This window comes from uncultured Victivallis sp., from assembly GCF_944391105.1.
Taxonomy (GTDB): Bacteria; Verrucomicrobiota; Lentisphaeria; order Victivallales; family Victivallaceae; genus Victivallis.
The window spans coordinates 104,301-119,801 of the sequence record NZ_CALXSK010000003.1 but is presented as its reverse complement, the minus strand read 5'-3'; the positions used below and the strand labels follow the sequence as shown (position 1 = coordinate 119,801).

Below are 15,501 nucleotides of genomic sequence, written 5' to 3'. Positions count from 1 at the left end.
CTACCATGTGAACATTTTTTCAAACCAGCCGCCGGACTCGTGTTCCCCGGCCTTTTCCCTTCTCTCCCGGATCGACCGGGAGATGGAACTCTCCACATCCCGCGTATCATCGGAAGGAAGCGAGGTCATGTGCACCTTGGAATCCGCGATTTTCGGAGAGACCAGAATCAAGAGCAGCATCTCCTCCTGCTGCTCCTCTTCCGAAGAAGCGAACCAGCTGATAACCGGAATATGGCGCAGAAACGCATAACCGTTCGGACCGCTGTTGGAGTAGGTCAAATCCTTCTGACCGGCGATGACAGCGGTCTGATTCAGCGGGCAGAGAATCTCCGTGGTGGTTTTTGTCGAACGCTGAAAATAGTCCTCATCCTGTTTGACCGGGGCGAGACTTTTTTCCAGTTCCAGCTCCAGCCTGGCCTCATCCGTCCGGACGAGACCGCCGCGAATCTTCAGTTTCAGGCCGAATTCGATCGGTTTAAGTTCGGCGGTATCCTGTCCGTAAACCTTGACATTCAAGGTTCCGCCGTTTTCATAGGTTGCATAATTTTTGCTGTTGCTGGTCAAAGTGACATGGCCGGCATCGCGAAAATCCGAAACCCCGTTGTTGCCGAAGAAGACCAGAGAGCCTTTCAAATCGGTATTGAGGTAGGAGTAGAGTCCTTTTCCGCCGGATGTGCCGGAAAGATCATCCGGCGCAGCGCCGGCAAGCGCCCGGAACCAGGCGATGAGATTCCAGGAGAGAACCGTCCCGTCGGCCGACGAATTGCCGAGCCGCTCAAGCTGTGTTCTGGTGATGCCGACGAAAACGACACCGACATTGAGCTGGGTATCGGCGATCTTCAGATCCGTCTCCGCGCGCATGGCCTGACCGTTCCACTCCGGTGAAAGCCATTTCTGCGATGCGAGGATCCTCTGGACGGAAGCGATGTCACTTTCACTGAGAAGATACCCCGATACCATCAGAACACCGTTCGTCACCTGCAGTTTCAACTGGCCGGGGGTTTGCGGAGAAACGGTTTCCGCGACGGAATAACCGGCAGAGGTGAACTGCTTTTTGAGCTCCTCAAACAGTTCGGGACCGGGCTGGAAGGTCACATAGTTGCGGCAGCGATCCTCATAACGTTTGACCACACGGCGGAAGTAATCCCAACGCAAGACCCGGGTGATTTCCCCGCGAAGTGTCAGCACATCATCCGACAGCTCCACAGACACCTCCGGCAGATCCCCGAGCTCGCGGCTCAATTCGCGATAGATCGGCATGAGAGAACTCGAAACGGTAACCCGGAACTCTTTGCTTATTCCCTGGGCCCAGACTGTTATAATCGCGCTCCCCGCCGAAACCCCTTCCACCTCGAACGCCCGTCCATCCACCTGGCTGACCCGGGCGTTGAGTGTGCTTGACCGATACCGTTCAATGACGAATGGGACCTCAATCCTCCGGGTTTCCCCAGTAGAGATGGAGACCCGTTCCGGAGGAAGCGAGAGCAAATTCCCCTGATTCCGAACTCCACCGTCGGCCGGGACCATCTCATCCGCGCCGGACAAGACACCGCAAAAGCAGAAAAGCAGGGAAAAAATCAGCCCGAAACTCTTCATACAGCCAGCCTCCCTCATCGATGATCTTTGTTGGGAATTTCCGGCAGTTCCGCGGGAACGAGCCCCTGGCGGATTTTTGCGAACGTATCCGCGTTCACGACGCCGCCGTCCTTTCGGTTGAGAGCAGCGGAGTCATTCCGTTTGCGCAGAACCGGATAGAGCTCCGACTCACGTTGGGCGGCAATGAGGATCATCGCCTGCTGCGGAGGCAGAGAGACGAAAACCGTACCGCTGGAACCTCCGCTCTCCCGGAAGGAGCCCTGCTCATTCGCAATTCCGATCACCCGGACGCAGGGCAGCAGAACGGAAGTTTCGCGCGATTCGTTCACCTTCACGCCGGATCCGTCACTTACCGTCATATTCTTGTCGATGGAAACATTCTGCGAGACGTAGGTGGAGATAATGGCGATTTCATCATCCGGCATCAGCATCCTGACCAGAGCGGGATCGGAAAAGGTCACTGGGACGGTCCACTCCCCCTGCCGGGCACAATCACCAAGCGTTGTCTGGATTCGGATATCCGTCATTAAGATGTAGTCATCCTGAGATACCGCGTGCGGAAGCTGCTGCCCGTAAGCCAGACCGACATTTTCCCACAGCAGGGCATTTCTGGGAACCGCCGACTCCGGAATGTCCTTATAAGTGAGACTCCCCTGCGACAATTCATCACGGGCGTCCAAATCGCGTGCCGCCACCACTACGGAGACTTTATTTTCAAGGTCGTCGCTCTTGTTTTCAAACAGAAGTCTGCTTACAAGATAAACCGCGGCCAACCCCAGAATCACCGAGACGACTAAAGGAATTATATTTTTCATATCAACGCATTACTCCGGCCTGTTCCCAACTTACAACCTTTGTAATCTACATCAGAAATGTTATTTTTCAAGAGAAAAAGGTCTTCTTTTCTCGGTACAATGCGGTTGTCTCCGGAAAAACCGGGCAGCTTGACTTGGGGGGAAATGCCTGTTGAATGAATCTATTTTGATGAAAAAACCGTGTGCAACGGGAAGCGCTGCGCGGAGAAGGGAATTTCTGCGGGGAACCGGAGATTTTCAATTTCGAGACGGATTCGTCAGCTGGACGGGGAACAACCAGTCAGACCTGTCTGCGCAACCACCTGATCAAACACACGGTCTGCCGCACTCACCATCCGCAGGTCAATGAAAAAAGGAACAGTTCTGGCGAAGGCCATGTCCGCAAACCGTTTATGATGGTCTGGCGCGTCGGGGATTCCAGTGTGTTGATTCAGGAGAAAAAGAGGGATAATTCGCAGTGCCGGCGGGGGAAGCACATGGGAACGCCGGGAGGAGGAGTTCCCGCACTGTTATCCGGAAGCAAAGAATACATCAGACTTTTTCGTGACGGCAGCGGATTGCATTAATCGGAGGCTTATTCCCGCATCGGTCAATTTGATTTATGATTCAGAAATTCTGATTTGCAATCAGTATTTTCCATGCTATCTTACTCTTATTGACAGTCAATCTCTTAACACGGAGAAAAGTGTCAGTTGCTTTTTTTACTGAAAACCAGAACCATTGATTCCCGCACATGACATCCCGCTCCCGAGTTCCCGCGCGATGTCTCTGGCCTGATAACCTTCTTCAAAATAGAGTTTCACAGCCTTGAGCTTGCCGGCCGCCGAATAACGGGTTCCACTCCGACTCGGCCCTGTTTCCGATGCATCTTTCATTTCACACCTTCCTCCTTGTTCAGAGAAAAGAGTTACCCGTTTTTACAAACTCTTCAAGCCATTTTTCCGCAGCTCAGCACAGTCGACATTTCGCCTCCTTGGTTTTCGTTTTCAGAGGCAAAAACTATAAGGCAAATGTCGGCCTTTTTCCATCTATTCAGATTTTCAAAGCCTATTTTGAGGCAAATCGTGGCTCAAAACGGAGAAGAACCCAGGAAAAGCGTTCGAACCGCTCAAGTCCTCTTGTCATGACTGGCGTTTTTTTTCCTTCCGAATCTCCTTGAAAGGAGCCTTCATGCAAATTCCGTTTTCCCTTTGGTTTTCGGTGATTTGCAGGGAAAGACAATTTCCCGTTTTTTTTCATCTTTTTCGAAACCGCCTCTTGACAAGAGCGGGCATATTTGCTATAATTAATGGTGTTAACTTAGTGTTCGCGATATTTACATATAAAGTTCTCAAGATATGAATTTACTGAAAAGCACACCTCTGGCGGAGTATCAGCAGATACGGAAGTACATGGTCGACATGATATTGCTGGCTGGCGACAAGCCGCAGCGGGTCGCCTCCATGCGCGAACTTGCCCGGCATTTCAACGTGAGCAGTACGACCATTCAGAAAGCCATGAAGGATCTGATTCGGGACGGCCTGCTCATTTCACGCCCCGGAATCGGGCTCTTTACCAATCCGAATCATGCCTGGACCGACAGACGCCCGCCGCTGATCGGTCTTCTCCCCGCCGATGGACGGCAGCTTTATTACAACAGCTATCTCTGGAACGTCACTGCCGCGATCGGCGACGAAATCGTCAACAGCGACAGGCTGTTGCATCTAATCAACCTCTTCTTCCCGATCAAAGCGGTCATGGAAGGTTTTGAACTCTATCCGCTGACCGGCCTGATCTGGGTGTCACCAGGGTCGTCTTCGGCAAACACCGATGAATTCATCGCCGGTATCGATGTCCCGATCGTCCAGATCGGCGGAGATCCGCATCCGGGTCGTTCTTCTGTCCAGATTGATTACGAACAGGAAGGGTATGACGTCGGCAGGCAGTTGCTGGCCGAGGGCCGGACGGAGCCGGTCTTCATCGGCAATGACCTGGAGACGAATCCCCAGCTCGCGGGACTCCGGCGCTGTTTTGACGAAAATGGGGTTGCGCTCAACGAGAGTCTGCTCGTGAATTCCGATGCCCAGCTGTCAAACCGGCTCGAAACCATTCTGAATATCAAAAAAACTCCCGAAGCGATTTATGCCGCCAACGGCAGTTTAATGCGCATTTCCACGGTGTTGAAACAGTACAAGCTTGACTGGATCGACGGTTGCCGGCTGGTGGCCGACCGCTATGCTCAGCCGATTCCCGGCTGGATGATCTGGCAGGATGCGCGCGAAATCGCTCGAGTCGCCATCGAGTTGCTCGATGAGAAAATCAAACAGCCTGATTCTCCGGTCCGGACCGTCATGATCTCCCGCACCCTCCAGCCGAGCGGGTTGACGGTGCGGAAGCTGCAACGAGAATCGTTCCGGGATGAACGCTATGAACAGCGTTTTCAGTAAAAAACATTCAAGAGAAAGGAAAGCTGGAAAATGAGACGGAGACAATTCACATTGATCGAACTTCTGGTTGTTATTGCGATTATCGCGATCCTTGCGTCCATGTTGCTGCCTGCTCTGAATCAGGCCCGGGCAAGGGCGCACGCGATCAATTGTTCGGGGAATCTGAAACAGATCGGCATGGCCGGAACCTTGTACTGCAACGATTCTCAGGATTTTATCGTCCCGGCCATCGCTCCCAACGATTCCGGGTCGGCGGGAGAATACAAAATGAAACATTACAGTCAATGGCCCGGGAAATTGCGCATTTATCTCGGTTTGAATACTACTCCGGATTCAAGCGGTTTTTACCTCGACGACGTCAAACAGTACAAAATCATGTTCTGCCCGGGACTCCCGGACCAATATGGTTACGGCGAAAATGCAACCTACTTGAGCATTCAGACTGACGCAAGCAAAACCTCGTTTGCCAACCGTGGCGATGGTTATAACAAGTATGTAAAATTAAGTTTGTTCAGAAAACCATCCTCGGTTGTTTTCGTCGGCGACAAATATCTCGGCAAAGATGATCCGCGCTACACCGCCGACGAGAAATGGACGTCGCAGCTGGGATCCGGCGGCTGGGGATTCAAGCAGAGTTCCGGCTGGTCCACGCTGGGGTTCCGCCACAGCCAGAGAACCAACATCGCCTGGCTGGATGGTCATGTATCGACGATGGATATGAATTCCGGGGTTGTGTCGCGCAACAACAGTTTTGACGAGGAGTGCGACATTCTGTACTGGGGACGCCAGAAGTGAGAGGAAAAAGAACCGGTATGCGTTTTCTGCTGTTGTTTGTCTGGTCGACCGCCGTATTGATGCCGTTGTTTGCAATACCGCCCTATGCTCCGCCGCTCCGTCCGGCGGAGCGGATCGGAGTGATTTCCGTCGCGGAAATTCCGCAAGGCCCAGCTTCCGCTGGTCGGGCAGCTGCGGAAACGCGTTCTCTCAACGGAACATGGAAGTGTTCCGGGCTCGAGGTGTCCGACTCTCCCTTTGCGGAATCACCGGAACTCGACCGCAAATTTTCGGCTCCGGATTTCGATGATTCTGGCTGGGACAGCATCGCGGTTCCCCTGGACTGGTATCGGCAGTATCCAAAGGCGAAAAATGCGGAAAAACCGTTCGTAAAAGGTTATTATCGGACCGGATTCGATCTCTCGCCCGATGACCTGAAGGAGCGGCGGGTCATTTTGAAATTTGATGTGGCGGGTTATCAGGCCGAAGTTTTCCTGAACGGCGTTTCGATCGGCTCTCATCATGGCGACTTCATCGGGTTTGAGGTAGATGGAACAGACGAGGCCAGACCGGGCCGCAATGTTCTTACGCTCCGAATTCTTTCGGATAATCTCGGACTCTGGCACAACAAGGAGGGAGCCAGATATAAACCGACCCACGCATACGGTTCCCTGTGGGGGGCCGGCGATATCAAGGGCGGTCTCTGGCAGAGCGTCGCCCTGTCGCTGGAACCGGAAATCAGGATCCGCAGTCTCAGGTTGGCGCCGGATCTGAAAACGGATCGACTGGCGGTCGTTTATGAACTGGAGAACCATACCGGCAAAGCTGTGAAGGCGGAATTGTCCGGTCGGGTTTCTTCCGCCGTGCATGGCGATGAACAGCAGCGTGCCGGAGAAAAATCCCTGCCTGCATTGATGCTCGCACCCGGGCGGAATTCCGGTCGCATGGAGATTCCACTCAAGACTCCTGTCCGCTGGACGCCGGAACGGCCGTATCTCTATTTTCTGACCTTCCGGGTCAATGCGGGCGGAAAAACGCTCGCGTGCGCCGCGGAACGGTTCGGTTTCCGCGATTTCCGGATTGTGGACGGTAAGTTTCACCTGAACGGGAAACCGATTTATCTTTTCGGTCAGAACATCAGCTCGCGCAACTACGGCGGAGCTCCGGGAGATCTGGAAAATGCTCCACGGCAGCTTGAACGATATTTGAAGCAATTGAAAGCTGAAGGGTACAACATCGTGCGTACCGCCCACATGCCGCTGATGCCGGTCGCTTACGGGATCGCCGACGAACTCGGGATGATGATCTATAATGAATGGGCCTGGTGTTTCACGAATATTCTCGACACCGAGGCCTTTGAAAAGAACAACTTTCCGGAACTGCTGGAATTCCTGAATGCGACCGGCAACCATCCGTCGGTGGTGATGTGGAGCCTCGGCAACGAAGTAACCCACTTCGGTCGCCCGAAAGTTCAGGAATTCATGAACCGGCAGGTCGAACTCATGCGGCGGCATGACTGGCAGAGTCGCCCTGTGAGCACCTTTTCCGGAGCTGCCCAGTGGCATGACTTCGGCGATGCGAAACTCGACACCGACTTTCACGACCGGCATGAATACACGGCGCTGCATGAACCCTGGGTGCATTGGCGCGATCGGGTCGATTACCATTATGAGGGTGAGTGCAGGCTCTACGGCAGCGACTCCCGGAAACGCCTGACACGTCCCCTCGTGAGCTGGGAGACGGTCGGCTTCAGCTGGGGGATCAAGGCTGAACCGGGATTCCGCCCCGGGGACGTCGACCAATACCTGCAGTATGCGGCCCGCACGCCGACCTGGGGAAACCCGAAAGGGATCGGCTTTATCGGCTGCGCACCGCTGGAACGGGTGCTGAAGCCGGGGTTCGCCTCCTGGGCGCAGGGGCGGTTCGGCAAGCGGATTTTCACACTCTACCGGCTCGATGACCGGTATGCGGGATTCGCTCCCTGGTTTGAATCCAATCCGAATGCAACGGTCTGGACGCAGCCTCTGTTGCCGGTTCTGCACTCGGACAACGGACTTTTCCCGCACAATCTTTTTTCCGGCGACAGCAGCCGCTGGACTCTATCGGTCGTAAATAGTTCACCGGAAAAGGTTTCCGAGTTGAAGGCCAGGTTTTCAATCGTCCTGCCGGACGGGAGGAATCTCCCCTGCGGCGAAACAGATGTTCCGGAGATCGCCCCGCTGACCAAAGCCTCAGTACCGTACGAGCTGTCTCTGCCTGAACTGCCCGCGGGACAGGCGCAGCTGCGATTGACGCTCCTGAATGCCGGGGGAGAAACGGTCGGGCAGAACTGGTTCGATCTTTTTGTCGCGCCCCGCTCCGTGCTGGGCCGGAAAATCGAACCGGTCCGGCCGGTATGCCTGCTCGATACCGGCTCCCCCCGTAATGTGGCGGAACTGCGGGAAATCCTGAACGGCTTCGGGATAAAGTTCCAGATCGTGGCTTCCGCCTCGGCGGTTCCCGACGGCGGCTGCCTGGTCGTACCGGCGGAGTATCCCGATCCCCAGACCGTGAATCTCGGATTGTCGGCGGAAGTGGATGATCTGGTCCGGAAACGCGGCGGCGTACTTCTGGTACTTGAACAGCAGAATCCAGATTCCTCCATTCCGGGGGGCCAGAAAGTGTTTCAAAAAGGAAACAATTTCGTCGACCTGGTAGTCCCCGGCCACCCGGTGTTCCGCGGTCTCTCCCGGGATGAGTTCGACACGTGGGCGAATCCCGATCACGGTTATGTGGTCAGCGGTTCCTTTGCTCCATATACCGTGAACACCATCGCCGTCCGGGGACCGGGCCTGAACAAGACCGACCTGATCTCCAATGCGATTGTCGATGCAACCTGTGGAAAGGGCCGGATCGTGCTGTCGCAACTGAATGCGACGCTCTGCCGGAACAATGACAGCGCGGCGGCAGTTTATCTCGGCAACCTGATCGCTTATGTGGCGGCGGCTCCGGTTCTGTGGACGGAGGCGCGGCCACTCGCCGAAGCGGAGAATCGCGAATACTCCGCGGTCGAATCGCGCCTGTCTCCGGTCGACCTGGCGCCCTACGCCAACCGGGGGTTCGCCGATGAGGTCGACAACGACGGCAAGGGCGGCTGGCTCGATCAGGGGCGCAACGATTTCCGGATGGTTCCGCTCGGACGGCAGAAAGCGGGCGGCATTCTGTTCCACATTCTCGATCCTGCCCGGAATTCGGATCGTTCCTGTCTGGTATTGCGCGGCTCTGCCCGTCCGCGTTTTCCCGCGGCGATCCGCAATATCAAGATCGGCAGGCGGGTTTCCCGGCTCTTCTTTCTGCACACTGCCGGATGGGGCAAGGCGAACAGTCCGGCCGGAGCCTATCGGATTCACTACACGGATGGAACGGTGATGGACATTCCGCTGCTCGGACAGACCAACATTGGGGACTGGTGGGCGGTTTCCCAGCTGCCGGAGGCGAAAGTCGGGCTCCGTTGTCAGTCTGCGATCATGGCCGAAGTCGGCGCATTCGTCATGGAGTGGGAAAATCCGCGACCGTTTGTGCCGATTGTCTCCTTCGATTTCCTTTCCGCGCAGGCGGCCCGGGACGGCAAGGTGAATTACATTCCGGCAGAAGAGCCGGTTCCGGTTCTGATCGCGGTCACAGCCGAGGAGTTGCCCGTGGATGCGGCCGACCTGCTGACGCCCGGCGTCTTCCGGTATTTTGTGGACATGAAGGAAACCGGAACGACTCTTTCCGGCAAGACCCGCAAGCTCCGCCGGAACGGAAGACTTTCTCTGGGAGTGGTTTTCCCGGCCTCGAAAGAGCGTGAGGCTCCGGCGGCATTGTTCGGTTTCGATCCGGGAAAAATCGGCCGTTCTCCGGAATACCTGGTTCTGCGGGTCCGCAGCGCGAAGTCCGGGCCGGTTCAACTGATCCTGCCTTCGCGGGACTGGTCGGGACGTTATTCCGGGGAAATCGAGTTGCGTGGAGATGGCCGCGAACGCGTCTACCGTCTCCAACTGGGGAAGGAACTGCGAAAGAGCGGCAACGTCTCCCGGGAGAATCTTCGCGGAGAACTGTTCTTCTTCTACCGATCCGATCGGACTCCGGATGTATCCCGGCCCGGCCTCGATTTCGAGGTGACGCATCTGTCCATGGAATAATCCGACCATGCAGAAACCGCACCGGACGCCACAGGAAAAGTCGTTCGGAAAAAGCTGTGCAAACGGTCGTACAAAAGCCGGTAAACGCAGGATTTTCATGCCTCCAGGGCCGAATACTGCGCCGTCATGTGAGGGGGGGACTCCCCCCCATGCTTTTTCGCCGGGCCAGATGCCCACAGTCGCAACAGCGTATTTTTCAGTCGGGAATTGGGACGTCACGCTTCCCTAGCGAAACGGTCGGCCGGCTTGGTGGAACTCGATGGATCGAGCTGGATGAGTTCGTACCGCAGAGAGCCCGTTCCGCGCCGGGCGGCCGTGTCGATCACCCGGGTTCCCATCCGGGAAGTGACCCGCTCAAGGAAGTGATCCCGTCCGGGATCCTTCGAGCGCCGGATCAGATCCATGCACGCCTGATCGAGCGCGACGGGATCGGTCGAGGAGAGGATTCCGACGTCCTTCATGCAGGGATCTTCGGCCACGGCACAGCAGTCGCAGTCGACCGACAGATTGCACATCATGTTGACGAACGCGATTTTCCCTTTGAAATAATCGACAATCGTTCCGGCCGTTTCCGCCATGGCGTCTCCGAACACCTCCTGCGAAGCCATGTGTTTCCAGCACTCGACCTGATCGCCGGAAACCCCGCCGGAGTGGATCAGCGCTTTCCCCTTGATCGACGCGCAGCCGATTGAGAGCTGTTTCAGCGCCCCGCCATACCCGGCAACTGGATGACCTTTGAAATGGGAGAGAATCAGCATGGAGTCGTAGTTTGCCATATTCTTTCCCACATAGTTCCGCTTCAGGATCTTCCCTCCGGGGATCGGCAGAACCATATCGGGCCCTTCGGCATCCATCAGGTCGACGGTGAAGAGTTTCGTCCAGCCATGTTCCGCGATGAGCTGCCGATGTTCCGCCGTGGAATTCCGTGCCCCTTCATAAGCGGTATTGCACTCGACCACCGTCCCGTTGACCGCCTCGACCATGGGACGGAGAAACTCCGGACGCAGAAAATTCTGATTGCCTTTCTCGCCGGAATGCACCTTCACCGCAACCTTGCCGGGCAGCGAAATTCCGAGCGTCCGGTACATGCGGATCACCGATTCCGGCGATAGATTCCGCGTGAAATACACTTTCGGAACGGCTCCGGCTTTCACGGGTTCCACCGCTTTGGTCAGAATGCCGGCTAGCGGGGTGAATGCGGCAAGCGTCAGGGCACTCTTCAGGAAATCACGTCTGTTCATGAGTTTTTCTCTCCCTGTTTGAATTCCAGTTTGGTTGCGAGAAATAATCCAAGTTCAAATAACAGCCAGGTGGGAACGGCAAGCATGACCTGACTGACGATGTCCGGTGGGGTCAGAATGGCTGCGACAATCAGAATCGCGGTCATGATGTACGCCCGCTTCTTCCGCAAGGACTCGGCGGAAATCACGCCGAACCGGACGGCAAGAAGAACCACGATCGGCGCTTGAAACATGACGCCGAACGCGAGCATCAGCCAGCCGGCGAGATTCAGAAAGTTCGCCAGTCCCAGAATCGGCTGAAGTTCCGGCGTGGCGAATCCGCCGGAAAAGTTCATCAGCATCGGCAGAATCACCCCGCCGCAAAATACGACTCCTCCGAAGAACAGGACGGACGCGAATAAAATCCACCATCCGAACGCTTTGCGCTCCTCCCGGTAAAGCGCGGGAAGCAGAAAACGCCAGACCTGCAGCAGATTCCATGGATACGCCATGACCAGAGCGAGAATCAGCGCCAGTTTGAGCTGCACCCAGAATACCTCCATCGGAGCGAAGTAGTGGAGCCGTCCAACCGACTCCGAAAAACTCCAGCGTACCAGTGTTCCGATCACCCGGGGGGAGATCAGATACCCGACCGGATAAAGGATCGCCGTTGCGACGACACAGCTCAGCAGTGTCCGCCGCAACGCCTCCAGGTGCGCGATCAGGGTGTTTTCCGGCGCTTTCATGCCTCTTTCCCGGTTTCCTTCCGATCCTCTTTTTCCGCCGCGTTTTCCGCTGCGGTCATCAGCTCCTGACTTTCCAGGCTCAGAGATTCTTTTGCCTTTTTAAACTCATACGAAGCCCGGCCCATGGCACGGGCCAGTTCGGGAATCCGCTTGGCTCCGAACACGATCAGAATGAAGAGCGCGATTAAAATGATTTCCGTGAATCCGAGCGACATGCTGCACCTCCTGTTTGATTGTTATCGTTACAAAACACTTCAGAATAAAATCATCCCGAAGCATGGACTGTGATTCTTTTCCGCAACAGAGACATATTTTTATTGCATTCTCCTCTCCATCATCCGGATCATCCGACAGGCGAGCACGCCTGCTCCGAATCCGTTGTCGATGTTGACGACGGACATCCCTTCCGCGCAGGAGTTCAGCATTGCCAGGAGCGGGGCGACGCCGCCGAAACTGGCACCGTATCCGACCGAGGTCGGAACCGCGACAAGCGGAGACTCCACAAGTCCGGCAAGTACACTTCCGAGAGCGCCTTCCATTCCGGCTGCGGCAATCACCACGTCGGCCCTGCGGATCGCGTCGATTTTCGCCAGCAGCCGATGGAGTCCCGCGACGCCGACGTCAAAATACCGTTCCACTTTCGCTCCGAAGAATTCCGCCGTCTGCGCCGCCTCTTCCGCCACGGGAAGATCCGCCGTTCCTCCGGTACAGACGGCGATCAGCCCGGCGAGTTCCGTTTTTCTGCCCCACGGGGACATCAGAAGTCTTGAAGTCTCGTCGTACTCCACCGGGATGGAGTGATTCCGCAGAAAGGCGAATTGTTCCGGCGAACATTTTGTTCCAAGCACCCGTACCCCGGTGCGTTGGAAAGTCCGCATGATTTCCATCAGCTGTTCCGGCGTTTTCCCGGGACAGTAGACGGTTTCCCCCTGACCGGTGCGGTCTGCACGGCTCAGGTCGAGTTTGGCAAAACCGAGATCCTTGAACTGATCCATTTTATCCCTCCAGCAAGGTTTGTTGTTCGACCGGAGCGATGGTCATCGCTTTTTCCGGGACGGCGGGGCAGACCTGTTGACAGGCTCCGCAGCCGATGCAGAGAGCGGTATTGACAGGACGCGGCGCACCGGTCGGACGGAGCGTCACCGCACCGGTCGGGCAGACGTTCGCGCATTTCCCGCACTTCTCCCCCTCCTGAAACACGATGCAGACGCGCGGATTGAATTTCGCTTCCGCAATTTTCGTTTTCTGTTTGACTTGAAGCGTCAGCGGACGGAGCGCGCCGGTCGGGCAGAGCTGCGAACAGCGGTTGCAGTCATAGAAACACGCCCCGCGATTCAAGTCGAGCGAAACCGGACCGTCTCCTCCCGGAGCCGGGACGATGATCTTCGCCGGGCAGTTCGCCGTGCAGAGCTGGCACGCCGTGCATCTGGCGGCGAACCGTTCCGCATTACCCGCTCCCGGAGGAAGAAAGGAAAAACGTTTCGCGTAGTCGGCCAGCTTCCCCAGTCCGACTTTTGCCAGAGTCACTCCCGCGGCCAGCCCGGCGATCAGAACGGTGCCATTCACCAGAAACGCCCGGCGTCCCTCGTCAAAGCTCTGCGTATTCTTTTCCGGACGACCAAACTTCACCGCATGAAGTCGGCAGATGGAAAGACAGTTCATACAGCGGACACACCGCTCGTTGTCAATCGTTCCCGCCGCCGGGTTGATGCATCCGGCTGGACACACTTTGACACACTGGCCACATTTGACACACTGTTCCGTCAGACGCAACTGGAAGATCCCGTGTTTGGCAAACAGTCCCAGTACGGTTCCAACCGGGCAGATCGCTGTACAGAAAATTCGCTTTTGCCAAATCACCAGTAACACAAGCACGATCAGCGGAATCAAGCCGCCGATCGTGAACGAACTAAGCAATCGTCCGAAATTCGAATAAGGATCGAGGAACAGAAGTCCGCCGCTCCAACCGGCAATCAGCATGCCGAATACAACTCCGGCAATCGCATACCGGGTTTTGCGGAGATTCGAACTTCTCCCGCCTTTCCGGCGGGAGAGAAAGCCGATCAGATCCTGCAGAATGCCGAGCGGGCAGATGAATGCACAGTAAAAGCGTCCGAAGCAGAACGTCAGAAGCGCAATTCCAAGAACGGTTAGAAAAGCTCCCAGGGAAAACACCGCAAGACATGACATCAGAGCCGGAGCGAACTGCACTCCCGGCAGCCATGCGGCGGCTGACGAACCCAATCCGGCAAAGGCCGCTGTCATGATGAAAAGAGACAGAGCCGCCGCGCCGATCCGCCCGAATCTCACGGTATTTTTTCTGATTTTCATCTGCTGAACTCCTTGTAACGATCGTATTATTGTCTACGATAAACGTTACAGTTACTGTAAGTCAAATCAAATTCCCGTTTTTTCTGTTTCTGCCCGGGATTATCACTCCGGAACCTCGTTTGTGCTCACAATCAGTCTTCCAGATCTTTCCGGACACGTTTCAACAGTTCTGGAATGTTGAGTTTCTGCGGACACTTCGCGAGACACGCGCCGCAATTCACACATGCCGAGGCGGGCGCTCCGCGCTGAATCGGCGACATCGCAACCGTATAGTCGGCAAGCGCCCGCTTTTTGTCTTTGTGCACAAGATAATTGTTGTAGACGTAGGCGAAGATGTAGCCGATCGCCACGTTGTGCGGACACGGAATGCACTGATAACAGCCGGTGCAGTTGATATGTCCCGGGGTGTTCCGGTAAGCCTGAATTGCCGCGCCGAGCGCCTTGCGTTCATCCGGAGTGAGCATATTCGGCTTCGCTTTCGATGCGTAGCGCAGATTTGCCTCGACATCCGCCATCGCCCCCATGCCGCTCACCGCGACGCTGACCTCCGGAATATCCCACAGGTAGTCAAGCGCCCATTCGGTGTCCGGCTTTTCCACTCCGGTCGAGCGGAGCGCCGCGCGCATGGACGGCGGCAGATTCGCAAGAAATCCCGTCCGTACCGGTTTCATCACGGCAAGCCCCATCCCGTTGGCTGCGGCATATTTCGGCCCAAGACAGCCGGCCTCATACTCATAATCCAGATAGTTGTGCTGGATCAGGCAGAAGTCCCAAGGGGCGGCTTCGACTACCTCCTTGAAAAGCTGAAGCCGATCATGGAACGAGAAACCGGCGAAGCGGATTTTTCCCTGCTCCTTGAGCTTCATGATCTTGTCGATCAGTTTGAACGGGATCACCTTCTCTTTCCAGCCGCGATGCATAATCATGTGAATGTGATAAAAGTCGATCATGTCACATCCCATCGTCCGGCGGGACTCGTCGAAGAACTTCTCAAAGTCCTCCGGCTTTTCCATGATCCACCACGGAGATTTGGAGGTGACGTAAACCCGCTCGCGCCAGTTGCCTTTCAGCGCTTTCCCGGCGACCGCCTCGCTCTGTCCGCCGAGATAGACGCGTCCGGTGTCAATGTAGTTCACGCCTCCTTCAATCGCGCGGTGGATCATCGCAACGCTCAGATCGGAGTTCACAGTTTTCCCGTCCGCGAGCATCGGCAGACGAAGCAGCCCGAACCCGAGTGCGGAAACATTCACCCCCGTCCGTCCCATCGGGCGATACTGCATCTGCGGATTGAAATTCAAAATCGGACCTTTGGGTTTCGCAGCGGGAGTTTCCGCTGCCTTCAAAACCGACCCTTTTCCGAACATGGCTCCGGCCGCCGTGACCAGTGCCGCCGATTTGAGAAAATCACGTCGATTCATGTCATTGCCTCC

At 56.0% G+C, this 15,501-nt stretch carries 13 protein-coding genes; 4 read left to right on the top strand and 9 right to left on the bottom strand.

All coding sequences use genetic code 11. From position 1 onward, the window contains the following. Entirely contained in the window at nucleotides 1–1,596 is a 1,596-nt protein-coding gene (locus Q0K10_RS02365; RefSeq protein ID WP_294502645.1) for a hypothetical protein, read from the bottom strand. A 14-nt stretch (nucleotides 1,597–1,610) separates the two neighbouring features. Next, entirely contained in the window at nucleotides 1,611–2,411 is an 801-nt protein-coding gene (locus Q0K10_RS02360) for a hypothetical protein (protein WP_294502644.1), read from the bottom strand. Between the two features lie 182 nt (nucleotides 2,412–2,593). Between Q0K10_RS02360 and Q0K10_RS02355 the strand changes: the two genes are divergently transcribed. Further along, nucleotides 2,594–2,977 (top strand): hypothetical protein, encoded by a 384-nt coding sequence (locus Q0K10_RS02355; protein WP_294502640.1) that lies wholly within the window; start codon nucleotides 2,594–2,596, stop codon nucleotides 2,975–2,977. 135 nt (nucleotides 2,978–3,112) lie between these two features. Here the strand turns inward: Q0K10_RS02355 and Q0K10_RS02350 are convergent, their stop codons facing one another. Then, complete coding sequence (locus Q0K10_RS02350; RefSeq protein ID WP_294502638.1) at nucleotides 3,113–3,286, bottom strand: transposase; 174 nt, start codon at nucleotides 3,284–3,286, stop codon at nucleotides 3,113–3,115. 462 nt (nucleotides 3,287–3,748) lie between these two features. Here Q0K10_RS02350 and Q0K10_RS02345 point away from each other — a divergent pair, with 462 nt between their 5' ends. Genes Q0K10_RS02345 through Q0K10_RS02335 form a run of 3 tightly spaced genes read left to right on the top strand, consistent with a single transcriptional unit; the run spans nucleotide 3,749 to nucleotide 9,774 of the window. Then, complete coding sequence (locus Q0K10_RS02345; protein WP_294502636.1) at nucleotides 3,749–4,837, top strand: GntR family transcriptional regulator; 1,089 nt, start codon at nucleotides 3,749–3,751, stop codon at nucleotides 4,835–4,837. A 30-nt stretch (nucleotides 4,838–4,867) separates the two neighbouring features. After that, nucleotides 4,868–5,632 (top strand): prepilin-type N-terminal cleavage/methylation domain-containing protein, encoded by a 765-nt coding sequence (locus Q0K10_RS02340; RefSeq protein WP_294502633.1) that lies wholly within the window; start codon nucleotides 4,868–4,870, stop codon nucleotides 5,630–5,632. A gap of 17 nt (nucleotides 5,633–5,649) precedes the next feature. Beyond that, entirely contained in the window at nucleotides 5,650–9,774 is a 4,125-nt protein-coding gene (locus Q0K10_RS02335; RefSeq protein WP_294502630.1) for a glycoside hydrolase family 2 TIM barrel-domain containing protein, read from the top strand. A gap of 215 nt (nucleotides 9,775–9,989) precedes the next feature. Here the strand turns inward: Q0K10_RS02335 and Q0K10_RS02330 are convergent, their stop codons facing one another. The 6 genes from Q0K10_RS02330 to Q0K10_RS02305 all read right to left on the bottom strand — a co-directional run bounded on the left by Q0K10_RS02330 (nucleotide 9,990) and on the right by Q0K10_RS02305 (nucleotide 15,489). Beyond that, nucleotides 9,990–10,928: a DUF362 domain-containing protein gene (locus Q0K10_RS02330; protein WP_366942931.1), complete on the bottom strand. Its 939-nt coding sequence runs from the start codon at nucleotides 10,926–10,928 to the stop codon at nucleotides 9,990–9,992. Nucleotides 10,929–11,011: 83 nt separating this feature from the next. Then, nucleotides 11,012–11,740 (bottom strand): twin-arginine translocase subunit TatC, encoded by a 729-nt coding sequence (tatC, locus tag Q0K10_RS02325; protein WP_294502624.1) that lies wholly within the window; start codon nucleotides 11,738–11,740, stop codon nucleotides 11,012–11,014. Beyond that, nucleotides 11,737–11,955 carry a twin-arginine translocase TatA/TatE family subunit gene (locus Q0K10_RS02320; RefSeq protein WP_294502620.1) on the bottom strand — a complete coding sequence of 73 codons (219 nt, stop codon included), beginning with the start codon at nucleotides 11,953–11,955 and terminating at the stop codon, nucleotides 11,737–11,739. Before Q0K10_RS02320 ends, tatC begins: the two co-directional genes overlap by 4 nt. 99 nt (nucleotides 11,956–12,054) lie before the next feature. Further along, the gene (larB, locus tag Q0K10_RS02315) at nucleotides 12,055–12,735 is read right to left on the bottom strand and encodes a nickel pincer cofactor biosynthesis protein LarB (protein WP_294502618.1); all 681 of its coding nucleotides are present in this window, start codon (nucleotides 12,733–12,735) and stop codon (nucleotides 12,055–12,057) included. Nucleotide 12,736: 1 nt separating this feature from the next. After that, nucleotides 12,737–14,071, bottom strand: coding sequence for a 4Fe-4S binding protein (locus tag Q0K10_RS02310; RefSeq protein WP_294502615.1), 1,335 nt, complete (start codon nucleotides 14,069–14,071; stop codon nucleotides 12,737–12,739). 131 nt (nucleotides 14,072–14,202) lie between these two features. Beyond that, entirely contained in the window at nucleotides 14,203–15,489 is a 1,287-nt protein-coding gene (locus Q0K10_RS02305) for an aldo/keto reductase (protein ID WP_294502612.1), read from the bottom strand. Nucleotides 15,490–15,501: the final 12 nt, after the last annotated feature.

Coding starts and splice junctions, on each gene's coding strand:
- Q0K10_RS02365 (WP_294502645.1), bottom strand. CDS start 1,596: ATGAAGAGTTTCGGGCTGATTTTTTCCCTGCTTTTCTGCTTTTGCGGT.
- Q0K10_RS02360 (WP_294502644.1), bottom strand. CDS start 2,411: ATGAAAAATATAATTCCTTTAGTCGTCTCGGTGATTCTGGGGTTGGCC.
- Q0K10_RS02350 (WP_294502638.1), bottom strand. CDS start 3,286: ATGAAAGATGCATCGGAAACAGGGCCGAGTCGGAGTGGAACCCGTTAT.
- Q0K10_RS02345 (WP_294502636.1), top strand. CDS start 3,749: ATGAATTTACTGAAAAGCACACCTCTGGCGGAGTATCAGCAGATACGG.
- Q0K10_RS02340 (WP_294502633.1), top strand. CDS start 4,868: ATGAGACGGAGACAATTCACATTGATCGAACTTCTGGTTGTTATTGCG.
- Q0K10_RS02335 (WP_294502630.1), top strand. CDS start 5,650: ATGCGTTTTCTGCTGTTGTTTGTCTGGTCGACCGCCGTATTGATGCCG.
- tatC (WP_294502624.1), bottom strand. CDS start 11,740: ATGAAAGCGCCGGAAAACACCCTGATCGCGCACCTGGAGGCGTTGCGG.
- Q0K10_RS02320 (WP_294502620.1), bottom strand. CDS start 11,955: ATGTCGCTCGGATTCACGGAAATCATTTTAATCGCGCTCTTCATTCTG.
- larB (WP_294502618.1), bottom strand. CDS start 12,735: ATGGATCAGTTCAAGGATCTCGGTTTTGCCAAACTCGACCTGAGCCGT.
- Q0K10_RS02310 (WP_294502615.1), bottom strand. CDS start 14,071: ATGAAAATCAGAAAAAATACCGTGAGATTCGGGCGGATCGGCGCGGCG.
- Q0K10_RS02305 (WP_294502612.1), bottom strand. CDS start 15,489: ATGAATCGACGTGATTTTCTCAAATCGGCGGCACTGGTCACGGCGGCC.